Here is a 17,370-nt window from a genome sequence, read left to right on the forward strand (position 1 = left end):
CTTATTTGACGTCAACGCCGCACAATCCAAGGCTCTGATATGAACTGGATCACAAACTACGTCCGCCCCCGGATCAACTCGATCTTCTCGCGCCGAGAAGTGCCAGAAAACCTGTGGCACAAATGCGGTGAATGCGGAACGATGCTGTTTCATCGCGAATTGGCCGAAAACCAGAACGTCTGCACCCAGTGCGGCCACCACATGGCAATCACTCCGCGCGACCGGTTCGGTCACCTGTTCGATGGCGGGATTTTCACCGAAGTTGCGGTGCCTGCGCCCAAAGATGACCCGCTGCAGTTCCGTGATCAGAAGAAATACCCTGATCGCATGAAGGCGGCTCAGAAGAAAACCGGCGAGAAAGAAGCCATGCTTGTGGCCACTGGCGAAATCGGGCGCACCCCGATTGTTGCAGCGGCGCAGGATTTCTCATTCATGGGCGGGTCTATGGGCATGTATGTCGGCAACGCGATCATCGCAGCCGCGCAAGAGGCGGTGAAGCTAAAGCGTCCGCTGGTTCTGTTCTCGGCTGCGGGCGGTGCCCGGATGCAGGAAGGTATCCTCAGCCTGATGCAGATGCCGCGTACCACCGTGGCCGTCGAGATGCTGAAAGAGGCGAACCTGCCCTATATCGTCGTTCTGACCCACCCAACCACCGGTGGTGTGACTGCATCTTACGCGATGCTGGGCGACGTGCATATCTCGGAACCCAACGCGCTGATCTGCTTTGCCGGTCCCCGCGTGATCGAGCAGACCATCCGTGAAAAACTGCCCGAAGGGTTCCAGCGCGCCGAATATCTGCTGGACCACGGTATGCTCGACCGCGTGACCAAGCGCACCGAGCTGCGTGAGGAACTGATCACTATCACCCGAATGCTGATGAACCAGCCGCCGGCAATCAAAGGCGACCTGCCCGCGCCGGAACCGGAAGAGGCCGCCGCAGACGCACCTGCTGAAGATACGGATCAGAAATGACCGCCCAAACATCGGACGCCATCCTCGACCGGATGATGGCGCTGCACCCCAAGATCATCGACCTGACCTTGGATCGCGTCTGGCGTTTGCTAGAGGCATTGGACAACCCGCAGAACAAGCTGCCACCAGTGATCCACATCGCCGGGACCAACGGCAAGGGTTCGACGCAAGCGATGATCCGAGCCGGGCTTGAAGGGGCAGGGCTGTCGGCCCACGCCTATACCTCACCGCATCTTGCACGGTTCCATGAACGCATTCGTTTGGCCGGAGAACTGATCTCGGAACCCGACCTCACGGCGGTGCTGGATGAGTGCTACGCGGCCAACGGCGGCGAGAACATCACCTATTTCGAGATCACGACCTGCGCGGCCCTTCTGGCCTTCGCGCGGGCCAAAGCGGACTATTCCCTGCTTGAGGTCGGCCTCGGCGGGCGTCTGGACGCGACCAATGTGATCGAAAAACCTGCCGTGACGGTGATCACTCCGATCTCCATCGACCATGAGCAGTTTCTGGGCAATACCCTGGCGAAAATCGCCGGTGAAAAGGCCGGTATCATCAAACGCGGCGTGCCTTGCATCGTCGGCCCGCAACCTGATGAGGCGATGGAGGTGATTGAACAGACCGCCGCATGTCTCGGCGCGCCTCTTGTTGCATATGGTCAACATTGGCACGTCACCGAAGAAAACGGCCGCCTGATTTATCAGGACGAAACCGGGTTGCGTGACCTGCGTCTGCCCAACCTCTTGGGTGCCCACCAGATCCAGAACGCAGGAGCGGCCCTTGCCGTTCTGCGCCACCTCGACCTTGGCGATGCCGCCTATGAGGCCGCCGTGACCAAGGCCGAATGGCCCGCACGGATGCAACGCCTCAAAACCGGCCCGCTTGTGCAAGTCGCAAGTCAGGCCGAGCTTTGGCTGGATGGGGGGCACAACGCCGCAGCCGGGATCGCTCTGGCCGAGGTTCTGTCGAACCTGCCGAAACGCCCGACCCATATGATCTGCGGTATGCTGAACACAAAAGACGTAACAGGCTACCTCGCGCCGCTTGCCAAACAGGCCCTGAGCCTGACCGCCGTTTCCATTCCGGGTGAGGCTGCAACCCTCAGCGCCGAAGAAACAGCCGCCGCTGCCGCCAAGGTCGATCTGCCCGCATCAACCGCCAACAGCGTGGCCGAGGCGCTCGACACAATCGTCGCCAAAGACCCGCATGCACGTATCCTGATCTGCGGGTCCCTCTACCTTGCGGGCAATATCCTGCGCGAAAACGGCTAAGATCCGCCCACAGGGCTTCATTTTGCTGAAGAAATCCCGCAGGAGCCGACAGGAGTGGCGGCGGCAGGTACGATAGCCCGTTCGATAGTCGCACTTTCAATTGTGACCGAGAAGTTATTTCCCCTGATTGCGATCTCTGTGGCAGGGCCCAAGCACGAAAGTCAAAATTGGCTCGAAGCGGCTATTTGCGTCAGCGGCATCGAAGGTCTGGTTCGAGTGCAAAAGCGACCAATGCGATTAGCGCAGCATTCATCGAAGGGCGGAAACCGTCCATTCGCCGCGTGCGCGAGCTTGTCAGGTAGAATAATCGGAGGCAGGCATTCAAGTGATCTTTAGTCCGGACTTCGATCTGCGCGACTGAATGACACCGGAAAGTGAAAAAATAGATATTGTGCAGAGAATTCCGGATTGTGATCTAGGTCTTGTGCGCAGCGCTTCGTTATCTGGTCGAGTAGATGATTTTTTGATGAGTTTATCGTTTCCTGGCCAATATATTCGGACTTTGCAACTAACGTTCGCCGCGTCGGTAGGGTGCCATCAATGCCGCGGGGACTTCGGCTCTGCGGGCGACAAGGACAAGCGCAACGATCGAAAGTACATACGGCGCCATAAGGAACAACTGATATGGCACACCCTCAACAGTTGTCTGCAATCGTAGTTGGTAGGCGTCGAATAAAGCGAACAACATCGCGCCAATAAGAGCCTTACCGGGCCGCCAGCCAGCGAAGACTACCAATGCAATGCAGATCCAACCGCGCCCCTGCACCATGCCCGGGAAAAAGCTGTTGAACGCCGTTGTGGTCAGGAAGGCCCCGCCCACCGCCATCAAAGCCGACCCGACAACAACTGCGCCGATACGGATACGGATCGGGTTCAGCCCCTGCGCCTCAACCGCATGAGGGTTCTCTCCGGTCATACGAATAGCCAACCCCAAGGGCGTGCGGGCAAGAACATAGGCCATCACAGCCACCGCGGCGAGCGCCAGATAGGTCGGCAAAGCTTGATTAAAAAGGATCGGTCCCAAGACGGGAATATCTGACAGGATCGGAATATCGAGCGGCTTAAAAGCCTCGATCGTAGGGGGCAGATCTCCCACCTCAACAAGCAACCTGTACAGGTAATAGGCCAAAGCGGATGCAAACAGCGTTATGCCCAGCCCTGAGACGTGTTGGGAAAGCCCAAGTGGAACTGTCAGCATTGCATGAAGCAATCCCATCACCGCGCCGCAAAACGCTGCAAAAATGAGGCCTGCAAGCAATGGTGCGCCCATATAGACGACAAGCCAACCGCTCATCGCCCCCATGGTCATGATCCCCTCGATTCCAAGATTGAGCACGCCCGAACGTTCGCAAAGCAACGCACCCAGAACACCAAATATGAGCGGTGTAGCAATACGCAGCACGGAAGCCCAAAGACTGGTATTCAGCAGCAGGTCAATTGCATCACTCATCTGCGCACCCGGTAGGTTGTGAAAAGAAGGGCCACGATCATGGTGAGCAGGCAAAGCGCCACGATAACATCAGCAATGAAACTGGGAACACCCGTCGCACGGCTCATGGCGTCGGCCCCGACAAAGACAGTGGCGACGAAAACAGCGGCAGCGACCACTCCGGCCGGATGCAAAGCGGCGAGCATGGCGACGACAATGCCTGCATAACCAAATCCGGGGCTCATAGTGGTGGTGACACCCGCAGTGACCCCCATGACTTCGACTGACCCGGCAAGCCCAGCCAGCGCGCCCGAAAGCAGGGCCACACCCATGATCGTTCGGGGCAGGGAAATTCCGGCAAAAGCAGCGGCACTGGCGTTTAAGCCTGCAGCTCGTGTTTCAGCACCAAAAACAGTGCGCGCAAGGATCAGCCAAACAGTACCTGCTGCAGCGATAGCAATAAGCAGACCGATATGGAGACGTGTACGGGGGATCAGATCCGGAAGGCGGTAATTCCCGTCTACGGGCACGGAAGAGGGCCACCCAAAGGCCAGCGGATCGCGCATAGGACCCTCAATCATGAGGCCAACGAAAAGGATCACGATGAAGTTGAGCAGCAGGGTTGTCACCACCTCATCTACGCCGAAACGCAAGCGTAGAAAGGCAGGCCCTGCCAACAGGGCCGCGCCTGCCGCCATGCCTGCCAACATCAAGATCGGAATACCTATCCACCCTGGAACTCCGAGTGAATGACCGATCCAAGCGGTGATTAGCGCCCCAACAAAGAACTGTCCCTCGCCCCCGATGTTCCAAAGCCGCGCTCTGAAGGCGACAGCTGCGGCAAGCCCCGTAAATATAAGAGGAGTGGCGCGGGTCAGCATTCCGGCGATGGAAAGGCGCGAGCCGAATGCGCCATTCACCATTTCGCCATAAGCCGTTAGCGGATCTACATCAGCAGCAGCGATGAGACCTGCGGCCAAAAGCAATGCAGTAAAGATCGCGGCCAGAGGTGCAAAAATCGCGAGGTGCAGCGGCACATGTGAGCGTCGTTCAAGCCGCATCATCATTTTCCTTCCAGACACCTGCCATCATCAGGCCAAGGCGTTGTGGGTTGGCTTCATCCGCCGATATCGGTTCTGACAAGCGACCTTTTACGATGGCCTGTATTCGGTCTGACAGGGCTACAGCTTCTTCCAATTCTTCTGAGATGAGCAGGATTGCGGCACCTTCGGCCCGTGCTGCCAAAAGCTCGGCATGAACCGAAGCAATTGCCCCTTCATCAAGACCACGCGTTGGCTGGTTTGCGAGCACAAAGCGCGGCCCGTTGGTCAGAACCCGGCCAAGGATCAGCTTTTGCATATTGCCGCCGGACAGCAGCCTTGTTCGCGTATCGGGGCTGGCGCCACGGATATCAAAACGTTCGATCAGCCCTGCAGTGTAATCCCGGGCGGCGCGTTGTCGAACAAAGCCGCGGTGCGAAAATTCCGGTGTGCGCAAGCGCTCAAGCACCGCGTTTTCCCACAAACTCAATTCGCCCACAACGCCTTCTGCATGCCGGTCTTCAGGCACCCTGCCTGCCCCCGCGCGGATCATGCCGCGCGGACCCAGATGGCCGATATCTTCGTCCAAAAGTGTTAACTGACCCGTACTCGGGTGTGCCAATCCTGACAGCAGCGCTCCGAGGGAAGACTGACCATTGCCTGATACGCCAACGATACCAAGGATTTCACCGGCATGGACAGCGAACGACATATCATCCAGCCGCAACTCACCGTCTTCCACTACGCTCACATCCTTTGCGATCAGGACTGGCGCTCCAATCTCATGGTCTAGACGTACGGGGCGTTCAACCTTGCGGCCAACCATCAGTTCCGCCAACTCTTCTGGTGTGGTTTCGGATGTATTGCGTTCCGCGACCATCCTGCCGCCACGAAGCACCGCCACGCGGTCAGAAGCTGCCATGACCTCGTGCAGCTTGTGGCTGATGAAAATAAGCGAGAGGCCTTCTTTCGTCATATCTCGCAGCGTCTCGAACAGGCGCATCGCCTCGGGCCGGGCCAGAACAGCAGTAGGTTCATCCAAGATCAGTATGCGCGCGTCGCGATAGAGCGCTTTCAGAATCTCGACCCGTTGACGTTCACCAACGGAAAGCGTCCGAACCTTGGCCTCTGGATTTACAGGCAGGCCGAACCGCTCTGAGATCTGCAACAGTTTCTTGCGCGCCTCGCCACGAGCAGAACGGCTACGCGTCAGCGGTTCGGAGCCAAGCATAACGTTTTCAAGAACCGTGAGGTTGCCCGCAAGCGTGAAGTGTTGGTGTACCATTCCCACACCCACCTCGATCGCTGCGCGTGGTTGACCCGGGGGCAGCTCTTTGCCAAACACCCTGACCGAGCCTTCGTCGGCTGCGTAATGGCCGAACAGGATATTCATTAGCGTGGTCTTACCCGCACCATTTTCGCCCAGAAGAGCAAGAATTTCACCTTTTTCTAGTGTTAGGGTCACATCGTCATTGGCGGTGAGTGTTCCGAAATGCTTGGTTATGCCGTTTAGTTCCAGAACCTTGTTCATGTGGTCAGGCCTGCGATTGCGTGTGGAAAAGGGATTGCGGGCGCGCGGGCTTCGATAAGTGCGCCAAGTTTCAGCAGAGCAAAATCCGAGCCGGGGGGACCAATCAGCTGAACGCCGATTGGAAGACCATTTGCCATGCCAAAAGGCAGCGCCAAAGCTGACAAGCCCGCTACATTTGCAAGTGCTGCGTTCGGGGCAAAAGCCTCTAGCCGCGCCATGTGATCGTCTGGGGAGGAGCCGGACAGATCCAAAGCGCCAACAAAGGGCGGCGCAGACGAGAGGATCGGCATCAGGACAGCATCGGCAGACTTAAAAAGCTTGCGAGATCGATTTGTCAGACGTGCGAGTTGTCGCGAGGCCGCAAAAAGCGCCGTGGCGGACGTCGCACGGCCCTCGGCAGCCATGGCTGCGGCAAGTGGTGGAATCTCATCATCAGTTATCCTGAGCGCAGTCAGCCACTCGGCCAAGGAAACAGCGAGTATGGCTCGGGCGATTGCGTGAGCCTCATCCCCAAGTTGGTCGGGGGCAGGAATATCGCACACCTCACAGCCTGCATCGCGCAGCGCGTCGGCAGCACTTTTCGCTGCCTTGCACTGGTCGGCACCGCACCGCTCCGGCAATGCCAATGCGACGCGGGGGCGTTCTGGCAGATATACCGGTGCCAAGGGCTGAGCTACCGCGTCAAAGGCGGTCTTCACATCGCGGATCGACCGCGCAAGGACAAGCTCAGACGCTATGCCCATCAGGTGATTGGCAAAATCAGGGCCTCCGGGCACCGCGCCACGAGAAGGTTTGAGTCCGGTCAAGCCGCAACACGCAGCGGGAACCCTGATGGACCCGGCGGCATCCGTGGCATGAGCAATTGCAACAATACCAGCCGCAACCGCGGCCGCGGCGCCGCCGGATGAACCACCGGGTGACAGTGCAGGGTTCCATGGATTGCGCGTCGCAGCCATGCCATCGGGTTCGCATGTAAGTGAAAGGCCAAACGGCGGTGTTGCGGTCAAGCCGAAAGGGATCACGCCGGTTCGGCGAAGATGTTGTAGCAGGTGGCTGTCACTTTTGGGTCTACGACATCGCGCACGGATTGCTGCAGATCCCGCCGCCGCCGGCAGCCCTTTTGCGAATCCGCCGAGGCCTTTCACTAAAAACGGAACCCCATGGAATGGACCGCGCCGGTCTGGTGGCAAAGCGTCTGCCACTTTTGCCCCATCGCGGGCCATTTCTTCGTCCAGATATACCACGGCCCCCAAATCCGCCCGTGCGTGGCAGGCGGCAAGGCTGGATTCCATCAGTTCGCAGGCAGACATCTGCCCTGCCGTGATGGCAGCTGCAAGAGCCGTGGCATCGGTCACGTCAAGACCCTCTGGATCAGGAGGGCTCGCTTTCATCAATCGGAACGTCCCACTCACCGGATTGAATCGCGGCCTGTTTGGCCTCCATCCCCGGGATGGCGTCGGCTGGCACTTCATCGGCGACATAGATCAGTTCATTGCCGCCATGGGCCATAAAAGAATATTCCGTGTAGTTACGACCTGTTGGATTGCCGGCCTGAACATCCGCCACGATGGCCTCGATTGTGGGACCGTAATTCCAGATCGCATTGGCAAAAACCGTGCCCGGGTAGCGTGGAGTATAGTCGATGAGCGAACCGATGGCCTTTACACCTCGCGCTTGGGCCGCATCCGCAGTGCCAATGCGCTCACCAAACAGTATGTCCGCGCCCGCATCGATCTGGGCAATCGCAGCTTCCTGCGCGCGGGCCGGATCGAACCATGCACCGATAAAGCCGTTGACGAAGGTGGCGTCTGGGTTCACTTCGCTTACGCCCATGCGGAAAGCATTGATCAACAGGTTCACCTCGGGGATCGGATAACCACCGACCGAGCCATAGACATTGCTTTCGGACATTTGACCCGCGAGCATACCGGCCAGATAGGCTGCCTCGTGGTTGCGTGTGCCAAAGACACCGAAATTGTCACCTTCTGGCCCACCGGAAGACCCCATCAGAAACGCGGTGTCGGGGTAGTCACCCGCCACTTCGCGTGCTTCACGCTCCACAGCATAAGATTCACCCCAGATGATTTGCGCACCTCCCTCGGCATATTCGCGCATCGCGCGGGGATAGTCGGTCGGAGCTACTCCTTCTGAAAACTCATACTCTATAAGGCCAGCGCCGGCGGCTTCCTGCATCGCCAGGTGAATGCGGCTGTTCCACGCATTTTCGACCGGAGACATGTGCACGCCGGCGACGCGGATCGCAGATTGCGCATTCACGCGACGGATATAAGCCGGCAGGGCCAGCGTGGCCGCAGCGCCGACCATCAATTGACGGCGGGTTGTGTTGAGTTTCATTGGTAGATCCTCTTCTGTTGGTGGCAATTCTTCTTGTTATTGAGCTTCCTGAGTATTGGGCCTGGGCGCGTAGTCTGCGGGATCCAGGGTCGTGGGACGGCCAGCCAAAGAAAGCGCGGCCATTCGTGGTTCTGTGCGGGCCAACACCTTTCCGTTTTTTATAACGGCAAGCCGGGTGGCTTTCATGCGAACTGCTTCGATCGGGTCCTTCGCTTGCAGCACAACCATATTCGCGGGGCCGCCTTCGCGGATCGTCGGGTCGGGCAAGTCCATTGCCTTGGCACCATTCTGAGTAACGGACGTAAACGCCCACTCCATCGCCTCGCGGGATGTCATCGGCACGGCATGCACGCCCATGTGAGCCACTTCCAACATGTCGGCGGAACCAAGCGAGTACCACGGGTCCATCGTGCAATCCTGCCCGAAGGCGACATTTACACCTGCCGCGCGCAGCTCTGGCACTCGGGTCAACCCCCGACGACGCGGATAGGTATCCGAGCGACCTTGCAGCGTTATATTGATGAGCGGGTTGGGCACCACGTTCATGCCACTTTCTGCGATTAGCGGTATGAGCTTCGATGCATAGTAATTGTCATACGAGTGCATCGCGGTGACATGACTTGCCGCTACCCGCCCGCCAAGCCCAAGGCGCGTGGTCTCATAGGCTAAGGTTTCCACGTGGCGCGACATTGGATCGTCGCTTTCATCGCAATGCAAATCCAGCATCAGGCCTCGGTCCGCCGCTATCTCGGCCAGTCTTCTGACCGACCGTGCACCTTCCGACATCGTACGCTCAAAATGCGGGATGCCGCCCACGACATCGACACCCATATCAAGGGCTTGGATCAAATTTTTTTCCGCATTCTCTGCGCGGTAAAGGCCATCTTGCGGAAATGCTACCAATTGTAGATCAATATAGGGAGCGACCTGTTTGCGGACCTCCAACAGCGCTTCAACGCCAACCAAAGGTGTGGATGAAACATCCACATGCGATCGGATGGCCAGCAATCCCTGCGATACGGCAAGGTCGCAATATCGCATGGCGCGTTCAATTACTGCTTCGGGTGTCAGCAGGGGCTTCAATTCGCCCCAAAGCGCGATGCCTTCCAATAATGTACCCGAGACATTCATGCGAGGCGTTCCAAGGCTCAGGGTCGCGTCCATATGGAAGTGCGGGTCGGTAAACGGGGGCGAAACCAAGCGCCCAGCCGCGTCAATGTCTTCGCCTGCTTCAGCCTCGATCTTGGGGGCAATCTTTGTGACGCGGTCACCCTTGATCGCAATATCCAACGGCCCTCGGCCATCCGGCAGTTGGGCTTGTCTAATGATGATGTCTAGCATTCATCTTCCCCCAAATTTGACCACAAGGTAAAAGTATTCTGAAAAAATGCTACATTTTTTTGCTGTGTTTCAGGAACCATCGCCTCGGATAGTCTGACGCAATTCGAATGCCTGCAAGGCGGAATGCGAACGCAGCAATTCGTCGTATCGATGGATGGCGGCTATGGAGCCATCCGCGCCGTCCAAATATCCTGACCGCATTAAATTAATGGCGCGGTGATCGCCTTGGCACCAATCTATTTGCCGCGGCATCAAGGCATTTGGCCAAAATTGACAAGTGCGACGTGTGCCAACCAACAGTGCGATCGAAGACTTGGCAACGCCCCTACTTCCCCCAATCCTGGTCCTGCATTTCCCTTAGGCGAGAAGCGGTTCGCTCAAATTCAAAAGTACCTTCGCCCTCGACATAAAGCATCTCGGGCTCAGCCGCTGCAGAACAGATCAACCGAACTTTGGCCTCATACAGCGCGTCGATCAGCGTCACAAAGCGTTTGGCCTCATTGAAGTTGTTGCGCGACAGGCGGGGAATATCCTCCAACACCAAAACCTTGGCCGTTTCGGCGATAGCCAGATAGTCCCCGGGACCCAGCATCCGTCCACACAGGTCGTAGAACGAGGCCCGCGCAACCCCATTGCGAAAAGCTGGGAGCTCAACAGCGCGACCTTTGACCTGCAAGATCAAGGGCTCTGCCGTGCCGCCTGACAGATCCGTCCAAACGGCGCGTATCTTCTCACGCGCTTCCGGGCCAATTGGCGAGAAATAGACCGGCGCGCCCTCAAGGCGGTTTTGGCGGTAGTCGGTCGGCGAGACCAGCTCCCACACCTGAAGCTGCTCTTTGATATGGGCAATGAAGGGCAAAAACAGCTGTCGGTTCAAACCGTCCTTGTACAGTTCATCCGGATGCCGGTTCGAGGTCGTTACGATGACCACCCCCCCCGCATGCAGCAGATCAAACAGGCGTCCGACGATCATGGCATCGGTGATATCGGTGATCTGCATTTCGTCAAACGCCAGCAGCTTGACAGATTTCACGACCTCCTGCGCGACCGGGGCCAGCGCGTCTTCAACACCCTCCTTGCGTGCCTTGTGCATACCCGCATGGATTTCCTGCATGAACGCGTGAAAATGTACCCTCCGCGCCGGTATATCTTCCAGCGCATCGACGAACATATCCATCAGCATGGACTTCCCACGTCCAACCCCGCCCCACAGGTACAACCCTTTGGGCGGCGGCGGAGCCTTGCGGAACAATCCCCGCTTCACCGGCGCGCTCAACTCGGCCCGGATACGCTCGAAATGCGGCAGAACGGCTTCCTGCGCGTCATCCCGCGTCAGGGACCCATCGGAGATACGTTCGTTATAAAGCGAAATCAGATCCGTCATGGGTTTGAGCCATAGCGCCCGCACTACGCGTTGAAAAGTAGGCATTTTCAGGCACGCATCAATTTTCCTTATGTCGAACCGCAAATCTACTGAATTGACGGGCCGACGAAAAACAGTAGCGTCGCAAGACTTGTTTGTCTGAGGTCCTAATGCCGCACTCCGCACGTCTGCTGAATCCAATTCTGATCGTGGGCTGTATCATCATTACAGTCAGTTTCGCGGTGCGCGCCTCGTTCGGGGTGTTCCAGATTCCGATCGCCTCTGAGTTCGGCTGGCTGCGCACCGATTTCTCAATGGCAATTGCGATCCAGAACCTGGCCTGGGGGATCGGGCAGCCGATCTTTGGCGCTATCGCTGAAAAGATCGGCGACCGAAAGGCCATCGTTCTTGGTGCGTTGACTTATGCCGCTGGTATGGTGCTCTCAGCTTGGTCCGTCACTCCGTTTGAACACCAGATCTACGCATGGTTGGTCGGGTTCGGCATTGCAGGGACCGGCTTCGGCGTGGTTCTGGCCGTGGTTGGGCGGGCGTCCTCTGATGAAAACCGATCCATGTCTTTGGCCATCGTCACGGCAGCGGGCAGTTTCGGTCAGGTTCTGGGTGCGCCCACGGCCGAATGGATGCTGACCTTCCTGCCCTGGCATCAGGTCTATATCGTGTTCGCCGTCGCCATTCTCTGCCTCGTGCTGATCCTGCCCTTCATGCGCGCGCCTCAGCAAAGCAGTAAGGCCGAGTTGGAAGAAAGCATGGGTCAAATCTTAGGGCGTGCTCTCCGAGACCCGTCTTACACGCTGATCTCTCTTGGCTTTTTCAGCTGCGGTTATCAGCTCGGCTTTATCACAGCTCACTTCCCAGCGTTCGTGACCGAGATGTGCGGCCCCATCCAGCCGGGCGGCGTGCTGCATTCGATAGGCATAACGACCACGTCCGCCTTGGGTGCGTTGTCCATTTCGCTGATTGGGCTGGCTAATATCGGCGGCACGCTTTTGGCAGGCTGGGCTGGGAACCACTTCCCTAAGAAATACTTGCTGGCCATCGTATATACGGCGCGCACGCTGGCTGCTGTCGTGTTCATCATGTTTCCGATCACCCCAATTTCGGTCATCGTTTTTTCGTTGGCTATGGGCTCTCTCTGGCTGGCTACAATACCGCTGACATCCGGTCTGGTCGCGCATCTCTATGGTCTGCGCTACATGGGTACGCTGTATGGAATTGTCTTCCTCAGCCACCAACTTGGAAGTTTCCTTGGTATCTGGCTGGGCGGTCGGATGTATGACGTCTATGGCGACTACACAATGGTTTGGTGGATCGGTATCGCCGTGGGCGCGTTTAGCGCGATTGTCCACCTGCCCATTCGCGAGAACCGAGGTCCAACCCCCGCCGCTGCATAGCTGGGCGCACCCTCAGCGCGGCACGCGCTGCTTGGCCCAACAGGCGAGGGCGCATCTTTGATGCGTCCTTGACTGACGGGAGGGTCAGCCGCGCAGCGCTGCTCGTAATTCCCGCTCCAGAGCGTCCAAGAACCGCGAGCGATCGGCCTTTCCAAACGGTTTGCCGCCACCTCCTGAGCCCAGAGGGTTTGCAGCCCGAAGATCCGCCATCAGGTCGCGCATCGCCAGTTGCTGGCCGATATTGGCAGCTGTGAAAGCCTCTCCATTTGGCCGCAGCACACGAGCACCGGCCTCGACGCACTTAGCCGCCAGCGGGATGTCCGAGGTAACCACCACATCGCCGGTTCCGCAACGCTCGGCGATCCATTTGTCCGCCTCATCCGCGCCCTCGGCCACAATGACGACCTGCACCAGAGGGTTTGCCGATGGCCGCAACCCGCCATTCGACACCAGCGCCATAGGCACTTTGTGTCGGGTGGCGACCCGCTCAGCCTCGGCTTTCACAGGGCAGGCGTCTCCATCGACATAGAGCGTTGTCACGCCTTCTTTGCCTCTTTCTTTGCGGGTTCAACAGGCTTTTTCTTGACCTTGAACTCTTCGGGGATCGGCATCCGATTGAAGGCATCCAAACCCGCGATCTTATAGGCCTCGGCCAGCGTCGGATAGTTGAACGTGTTTTGCACGAAGTAGTCCACGGTGCCTTTCAGGTTCAGTACGGCCTGCGCGATATGGATCAGCTCCGTCGCGCCTTCGCCCACGATCTGCACACCAAGCACCCGGCGGGTTTTCAGGGAAAACAGCATCTTCAACATGCCATGTTCCAACCCCATAATATGCCCGCGCGAGGTTTCGCGAAACCGCGCTACGCCGACCTCGTATGGGATACCGCGCTCCTGCAACTCTTCCTCGGACATGCCGCAGGTTGAGATTTCGGGCACGGAGTAGATCCCGTAAGGATACCAAGGGCTTTCCGGCAAGGTTGGGGTTTCAAGCGCGTGACAGGCCGCCACGCGCCCCTGTTGCAGAGAGGTTGAGGCCAGCGAAGGGTGCCCGATCACGTCGCCAGTAGCGTAGACATGCGGCACTTCGGTTTGGTAGGTCTTGCGATCCACGCTAATCCGGTTGCGGTGATCGGTTTCCACGCCCACAGCTTTCAGATTCAGCGTCGAGGTCGCGCCCATCCGACCGGCAGCAAACAACAGCATCTCGGCCCGGACGTGACGACCGTTTTCAAGAGTGACCTCGACATGCTCGCCCGCATCTTCGATCTTTTCGACGGCCGAGCCGAGCCGCAGATCCACTCCATTTTCGCGGATCTGATGGGTGAAATCGTGGATCAGGCGTTTGTCGATGAAATCAAGGAAGGTGTCGCGCGGCTCGATCAGGGTGACACGGACATCCAGGGCCGAGAACATAGTGGCGTATTCTACGCCAATCACCCCGGCACCGATCACGACCAACGACCGAGGGATCTCGGCCATTTCAAGGAATTCATCGCCATCCACAACGGTTTTGCCGTTGAAAGGCACATAGTCCGGGCGATAGGTTTTGGTTCCGGTCGCAATCAGGAACTTTGCGGCGGTCAGGCGGGTTTTCTCACCGCTATCCGTCGCCACCTCGATCTCATGCGGGCCCGTGAACGAGGCCAGCCCGTTCAGGGTATCCACATGGTTTCGGTTGAACTGATGCTCCAGCACGTCAACTTCGTGGTCCAGCGTCATGTGCAGCCGGGCCTTCAGATCCTCGGCGCGGATCTGCTCCTTGACCCGGTAGGAGCGGCCGTAAAAGCTGCGCTCACGCCAGCCCGAAAGGTTCAGCACGGTTTCACGCAGGGTTTTGGACGGGATCGTGCCGGTATGCACCGATACGCCTCCGAAACGATCGTGCCGGTCGATGACCAGCACCCGACGCTTCAGCTTGCCCGCCTGAATCGCTGCCGACCGGCCCGAAGGGCCAGACCCGATGATGATCAGGTCATAGTCATACTTGCTCATGCCTCAGTCTCCGTACAGCGCTTCGGCGTGGAACGTGATGTGGTCTTCCATGAAGGTGGACACAAAGAAATAGGAATGGTCATAGCCTGGTTGCAGACGATAGGTCGCCTGCTGTCGGCGCTCGGCGATGGCCGACGCCAGTGCTTCGGGGCGCAAAAGGTCGATGAACTGGTCGCTCGCACCCGTGTCGATCAGGACCGGGCCGTCAAATCCGACCTCTTTCATCAATAGCGAGGCGTCATGCTTGGCCCAAACGGCCTCATCATCGCCCAGATATGCGCTCAACTGTTTGCGGCCCCAATCCGCGCCCGTCGGGTTCGAAATGGGCGCAAAGGCCGAGACCGAGCGATAGTGCCCCGGCAGGTTCATCGCCAGTGTCAGCGCACCATGGCCACCCATCGAATGGCCGGTGATGGCCTGACGATCCATGTCGATAGCAAAATTCTCGGCGATCAGCGCGGGCAGTTCCTCGGCCACATAGTCCCACATGTTGAAATGTGGGGCCCACGGGGTTTGCGTTGCGTTGACGTAGAAACCCGCGCCTTGGCCCAGATCATAGTCTTCGTGGTCGGCGACGCCTTGGCCGCGGGGCGACGTGTCTGGAAACACAATTGCTATGCCCTGTTCGGCGGCCCAGGCCTGTGCGCCAGCCTTGGTCATCGCGTTTTCGTGGGTGCAGGTTAGGCCAGACAGGTACCACAACACCGGAACGGGGCCGTCCTTGGCCTCGGCAGGCAGGAACAGGCCAAAGGTCATATCGCATTGGCAGGTGGTCGAGGCATGGCGGTAGACACCTTGCACACCACCAAAACAGGCATTTTCCGAAAGGGTTTCCATCTGGTCGAGTCCTTAATCTAGGGTCGCGCCATGGCTATCGCCCTAAGGACGCCGCGTAAAGTGCGGCAGTCGCTATGTGCATGACTTTTTGGTGGGGTTGCGCGTTTACAGAGCGGTAAGCCATCCGATGATCAGCGGAACCGTCAGAATACTGGCCGCCGTAGACAGCAGGATCGCCGCCGAGGCGCGATGAGGCGCGACCCCATAATGCGCCGCCAACATGTAGACGTTGCCCGCAACCGGTAGCGCAGCGGCGGCAATTGCAACCGTGGCTGAGAATGTATCGACTGGAACCAGCCACAGCAGGGCGACGGCGACACAGGCGGGGTGGACGATCAGCTTGCAAAAGCTCAGCCAGCCCGCGATTTGGACCCGTTCGGCCGATTTCCCAGCCAGCGAGGCGCCGATTGCGAACAGTGCTCCGGGCGTTGCGGCCCCACCCAGAATGGTCAGAAAATCATTCATCGGGCCGGGCACCGGAATCTGCAGCGCCGACCAGATCAATCCGGCCGAGATCGACACGATCATCGGATTCTTGAGCAACCCAAACCCGATCAGGCGCAGCGTTTTGACCGTTAGCTTTCCGTCCCGGCCGCCATTGATCAGGATCACTATGAGCGAGGAAAACACCACCAGATCCACCGCAAGGATCAGCATGACAGGCCCGATCGCAGCCTCGGACAGCAGCATGGCCAACATGGGCAGACCGAGAAACCCGACATTGCCGATGGCGGCGCACTGGGCCTCAACCGCTGCGGTCGGGATGTCGAGGCCCCGTATCCACGCAACCAGTGACGCCAGAGCATAGACCGCAAGTGTGCCGATCAGATAACCGATGATCAGCCGCCCATTGAAGATCTCGGCAAAGGGTAGGGTGGCGGCAAAGCGGAACAGCATGGCCGACAGGGCAAAGAAAAAGACGAATTTCGTCAGATAGGCGGTGGCTTCCTCTGTGAAAAACCGCGTGCGCCCAGCCCAGTAACCCAGGCCGATGATCACGAAGAATGGAAGGGTGCGCAGAAAGATCTCGACCATGGATACCCTCCTAACATGGATTGCGCGACCTGCAAGTCACGGATCGAACGGCGTTTTGTGTGACGGCCCGTCAGAAAACACCAAGAATCCTTGTGTCTGAACAGATCGGTTTATAAATTCGTTCCACAACCCGCTGTAGGAGCCATCATGACCCAATCCGCCACCATCCTGCGCACCGGCCGAAAATTCGACCAGGTTCTGCGCGGGGCCCGAGAGGTTTTCCTCGCGGATGGGTTCGAGGGGGCCAGCGTGGATGACATCGCGCGGGCGGCGGGTGTCTCAAAAGCGACGCTGTATAGCTATTTCCCCGACAAGCGCCTGCTGTTTATTGAGGTGGCGCAAACCGAGTGCCGCCGCATGGCTGAGCGCGTGATCTCGATGATCGACGAAACCAAACCAGCGCGTGAGGTTCTGACGATTACCGCGACGCAGTTGGTCAGCTTCTTCGTTTCGGACTTCAATCGCCAGATTTTCCGCGTTTGCGTGGCTGAACGGGATCGTTTCCCGGAACTTGGACGCGTTTTTTATGAAGCTGGGCCTCAGAACGGTCAGCGCAAGATGGTCGAGTATCTGGAAAAGGCCGTCGCCAAAGGCGAATTGGTGATCGAGGACGTGACGATCGCAGCAGAACAATTCGCCGAGCTGTGCAAAGTGCGCCTATGGCTGCGCGCCGCCTTTGGCATCCAGGAAGAGTTCTCCCAAGCGGAGATCGACGAGGTTGCCCTGCAAGCTGTCGATATGTTCATGGCTCGTTACGGCGTTTGACAAAGTGAAATGGCCTGCAGCCCCA

At 58.3% G+C, this 17,370-nt stretch carries 15 protein-coding genes; 4 read left to right on the top strand and 11 right to left on the bottom strand.

The features are described 5' to 3' along the window. The first annotated feature begins 39 nt into the window (after positions 1-39). Both accD and ACR0I8_RS10805 read left to right on the top strand, forming a co-directional pair. The gene (gene accD / locus ACR0I8_RS10800) at positions 40-972 is read left to right on the top strand and encodes an acetyl-CoA carboxylase, carboxyltransferase subunit beta (RefSeq protein WP_170690439.1); all 933 of its coding nucleotides are present in this window, start codon (positions 40-42) and stop codon (positions 970-972) included. Beyond that, complete coding sequence (locus ACR0I8_RS10805) at positions 969-2,243, top strand: bifunctional folylpolyglutamate synthase/dihydrofolate synthase (protein ID WP_170690441.1); 1,275 nt, start codon at positions 969-971, stop codon at positions 2,241-2,243. Before accD ends, ACR0I8_RS10805 begins: the two co-directional genes overlap by 4 nt. Before the next feature lie 508 nt (positions 2,244-2,751). Here ACR0I8_RS10805 and ACR0I8_RS10810 read toward each other — a convergent pair. The 7 genes from ACR0I8_RS10810 to zapE all read right to left on the bottom strand — a co-directional run bounded on the left by ACR0I8_RS10810 (position 2,752) and on the right by zapE (position 11,323). Continuing rightward, positions 2,752-3,693, bottom strand: a complete 942-nt coding sequence (locus tag ACR0I8_RS10810; RefSeq protein ID WP_170690442.1) for an ABC transporter permease — start codon at positions 3,691-3,693, stop codon at positions 2,752-2,754. Next, positions 3,690-4,733 carry an ABC transporter permease gene (locus ACR0I8_RS10815; protein ID WP_170690444.1) on the bottom strand — a complete coding sequence of 348 codons (1,044 nt, stop codon included), beginning with the start codon at positions 4,731-4,733 and terminating at the stop codon, positions 3,690-3,692. The genes ACR0I8_RS10810 and ACR0I8_RS10815 overlap by 4 nt, the downstream gene beginning before the upstream one ends. After that, positions 4,723-6,243 carry an ABC transporter ATP-binding protein gene (locus ACR0I8_RS10820; RefSeq protein WP_170690445.1) on the bottom strand — a complete coding sequence of 507 codons (1,521 nt, stop codon included), beginning with the start codon at positions 6,241-6,243 and terminating at the stop codon, positions 4,723-4,725. The genes ACR0I8_RS10815 and ACR0I8_RS10820 overlap by 11 nt, the downstream gene beginning before the upstream one ends. Then, positions 6,240-7,634 carry an amidase gene (locus ACR0I8_RS10825; protein WP_170690447.1) on the bottom strand — a complete coding sequence of 465 codons (1,395 nt, stop codon included), beginning with the start codon at positions 7,632-7,634 and terminating at the stop codon, positions 6,240-6,242. Before ACR0I8_RS10825 ends, ACR0I8_RS10820 begins: the two co-directional genes overlap by 4 nt. Then, positions 7,615-8,598: a BMP family protein gene (locus ACR0I8_RS10830; RefSeq protein ID WP_170690448.1), complete on the bottom strand. Its 984-nt coding sequence runs from the start codon at positions 8,596-8,598 to the stop codon at positions 7,615-7,617. The genes ACR0I8_RS10825 and ACR0I8_RS10830 overlap by 20 nt, the downstream gene beginning before the upstream one ends. 36 nt (positions 8,599-8,634) lie before the next feature. Further along, positions 8,635-9,939 carry an amidohydrolase family protein gene (locus ACR0I8_RS10835; RefSeq protein WP_170690450.1) on the bottom strand — a complete coding sequence of 435 codons (1,305 nt, stop codon included), beginning with the start codon at positions 9,937-9,939 and terminating at the stop codon, positions 8,635-8,637. A 325-nt stretch (positions 9,940-10,264) separates the two neighbouring features. Continuing rightward, positions 10,265-11,323 (bottom strand): cell division protein ZapE, encoded by a 1,059-nt coding sequence (zapE, locus tag ACR0I8_RS10840; RefSeq protein WP_480703144.1) that lies wholly within the window; start codon positions 11,321-11,323, stop codon positions 10,265-10,267. Positions 11,324-11,472: 149 nt separating this feature from the next. On the opposite strand from zapE, the gene ACR0I8_RS10845 reads away from it, so the two are divergent. Next, a complete protein-coding gene (locus tag ACR0I8_RS10845; protein ID WP_170690453.1) occupies positions 11,473-12,714 on the top strand; it encodes an MFS transporter in 1,242 nt (413 codons plus the stop codon). 84 nt (positions 12,715-12,798) lie between these two features. Here ACR0I8_RS10845 and ACR0I8_RS10850 read toward each other — a convergent pair whose 3' ends face one another. The 4 genes from ACR0I8_RS10850 to ACR0I8_RS10865 all read right to left on the bottom strand — a co-directional run bounded on the left by ACR0I8_RS10850 (position 12,799) and on the right by ACR0I8_RS10865 (position 16,580). Continuing rightward, the gene (locus ACR0I8_RS10850; RefSeq protein ID WP_170690455.1) at positions 12,799-13,254 is read right to left on the bottom strand and encodes a YaiI/YqxD family protein; all 456 of its coding nucleotides are present in this window, start codon (positions 13,252-13,254) and stop codon (positions 12,799-12,801) included. Then, the gene (sthA, locus tag ACR0I8_RS10855) at positions 13,251-14,708 is read right to left on the bottom strand and encodes a Si-specific NAD(P)(+) transhydrogenase (RefSeq protein ID WP_170377338.1); all 1,458 of its coding nucleotides are present in this window, start codon (positions 14,706-14,708) and stop codon (positions 13,251-13,253) included. Before sthA ends, ACR0I8_RS10850 begins: the two co-directional genes overlap by 4 nt. 3 nt (positions 14,709-14,711) lie before the next feature. Beyond that, positions 14,712-15,545: an S-formylglutathione hydrolase gene (gene fghA / locus ACR0I8_RS10860; RefSeq protein WP_170690456.1), complete on the bottom strand. Its 834-nt coding sequence runs from the start codon at positions 15,543-15,545 to the stop codon at positions 14,712-14,714. Between the two features lie 105 nt (positions 15,546-15,650). Next, a complete protein-coding gene (locus ACR0I8_RS10865) occupies positions 15,651-16,580 on the bottom strand; it encodes an AEC family transporter (RefSeq protein WP_170690459.1) in 930 nt (309 codons plus the stop codon). 147 nt (positions 16,581-16,727) lie between these two features. Between ACR0I8_RS10865 and ACR0I8_RS10870 the strand changes: the two genes are divergently transcribed. Next, positions 16,728-17,345, top strand: a complete 618-nt coding sequence (locus ACR0I8_RS10870) for a TetR/AcrR family transcriptional regulator (RefSeq protein WP_170640170.1) — start codon at positions 16,728-16,730, stop codon at positions 17,343-17,345. Positions 17,346-17,370 lie beyond the last annotated feature (25 nt).

The sequence above is a fragment of the Ruegeria sp. BG9 genome, from assembly GCF_056538305.1.

Bases quoted from the DNA above. Each gene is read 5' to 3' on its own strand.
- ACR0I8_RS10835 (WP_170690450.1), bottom strand. From the start codon at position 9,939: ATGCTAGACATCATCATTAGACAAGCCCAACTGCCGGATGGCCGAGGG.
- ACR0I8_RS10825 (WP_170690447.1), bottom strand. From the start codon at position 7,634: ATGAAAGCGAGCCCTCCTGATCCAGAGGGTCTTGACGTGACCGATGCC.
- sthA (WP_170377338.1), bottom strand. From the start codon at position 14,708: ATGAGCAAGTATGACTATGACCTGATCATCATCGGGTCTGGCCCTTCG.
- accD (WP_170690439.1), top strand. From the start codon at position 40: ATGAACTGGATCACAAACTACGTCCGCCCCCGGATCAACTCGATCTTC.
- ACR0I8_RS10810 (WP_170690442.1), bottom strand. From the start codon at position 3,693: ATGAGTGATGCAATTGACCTGCTGCTGAATACCAGTCTTTGGGCTTCC.
- ACR0I8_RS10845 (WP_170690453.1), top strand. From the start codon at position 11,473: ATGCCGCACTCCGCACGTCTGCTGAATCCAATTCTGATCGTGGGCTGT.
- ACR0I8_RS10865 (WP_170690459.1), bottom strand. From the start codon at position 16,580: ATGGTCGAGATCTTTCTGCGCACCCTTCCATTCTTCGTGATCATCGGC.
- ACR0I8_RS10815 (WP_170690444.1), bottom strand. From the start codon at position 4,733: ATGCGGCTTGAACGACGCTCACATGTGCCGCTGCACCTCGCGATTTTT.
- zapE (WP_480703144.1), bottom strand. From the start codon at position 11,323: ATGACGGATCTGATTTCGCTTTATAACGAACGTATCTCCGATGGGTCC.
- ACR0I8_RS10830 (WP_170690448.1), bottom strand. From the start codon at position 8,598: ATGAAACTCAACACAACCCGCCGTCAATTGATGGTCGGCGCTGCGGCC.
- fghA (WP_170690456.1), bottom strand. From the start codon at position 15,545: ATGGAAACCCTTTCGGAAAATGCCTGTTTTGGTGGTGTGCAAGGTGTC.
- ACR0I8_RS10805 (WP_170690441.1), top strand. From the start codon at position 969: ATGACCGCCCAAACATCGGACGCCATCCTCGACCGGATGATGGCGCTG.
- ACR0I8_RS10870 (WP_170640170.1), top strand. From the start codon at position 16,728: ATGACCCAATCCGCCACCATCCTGCGCACCGGCCGAAAATTCGACCAG.
- ACR0I8_RS10820 (WP_170690445.1), bottom strand. From the start codon at position 6,243: ATGAACAAGGTTCTGGAACTAAACGGCATAACCAAGCATTTCGGAACA.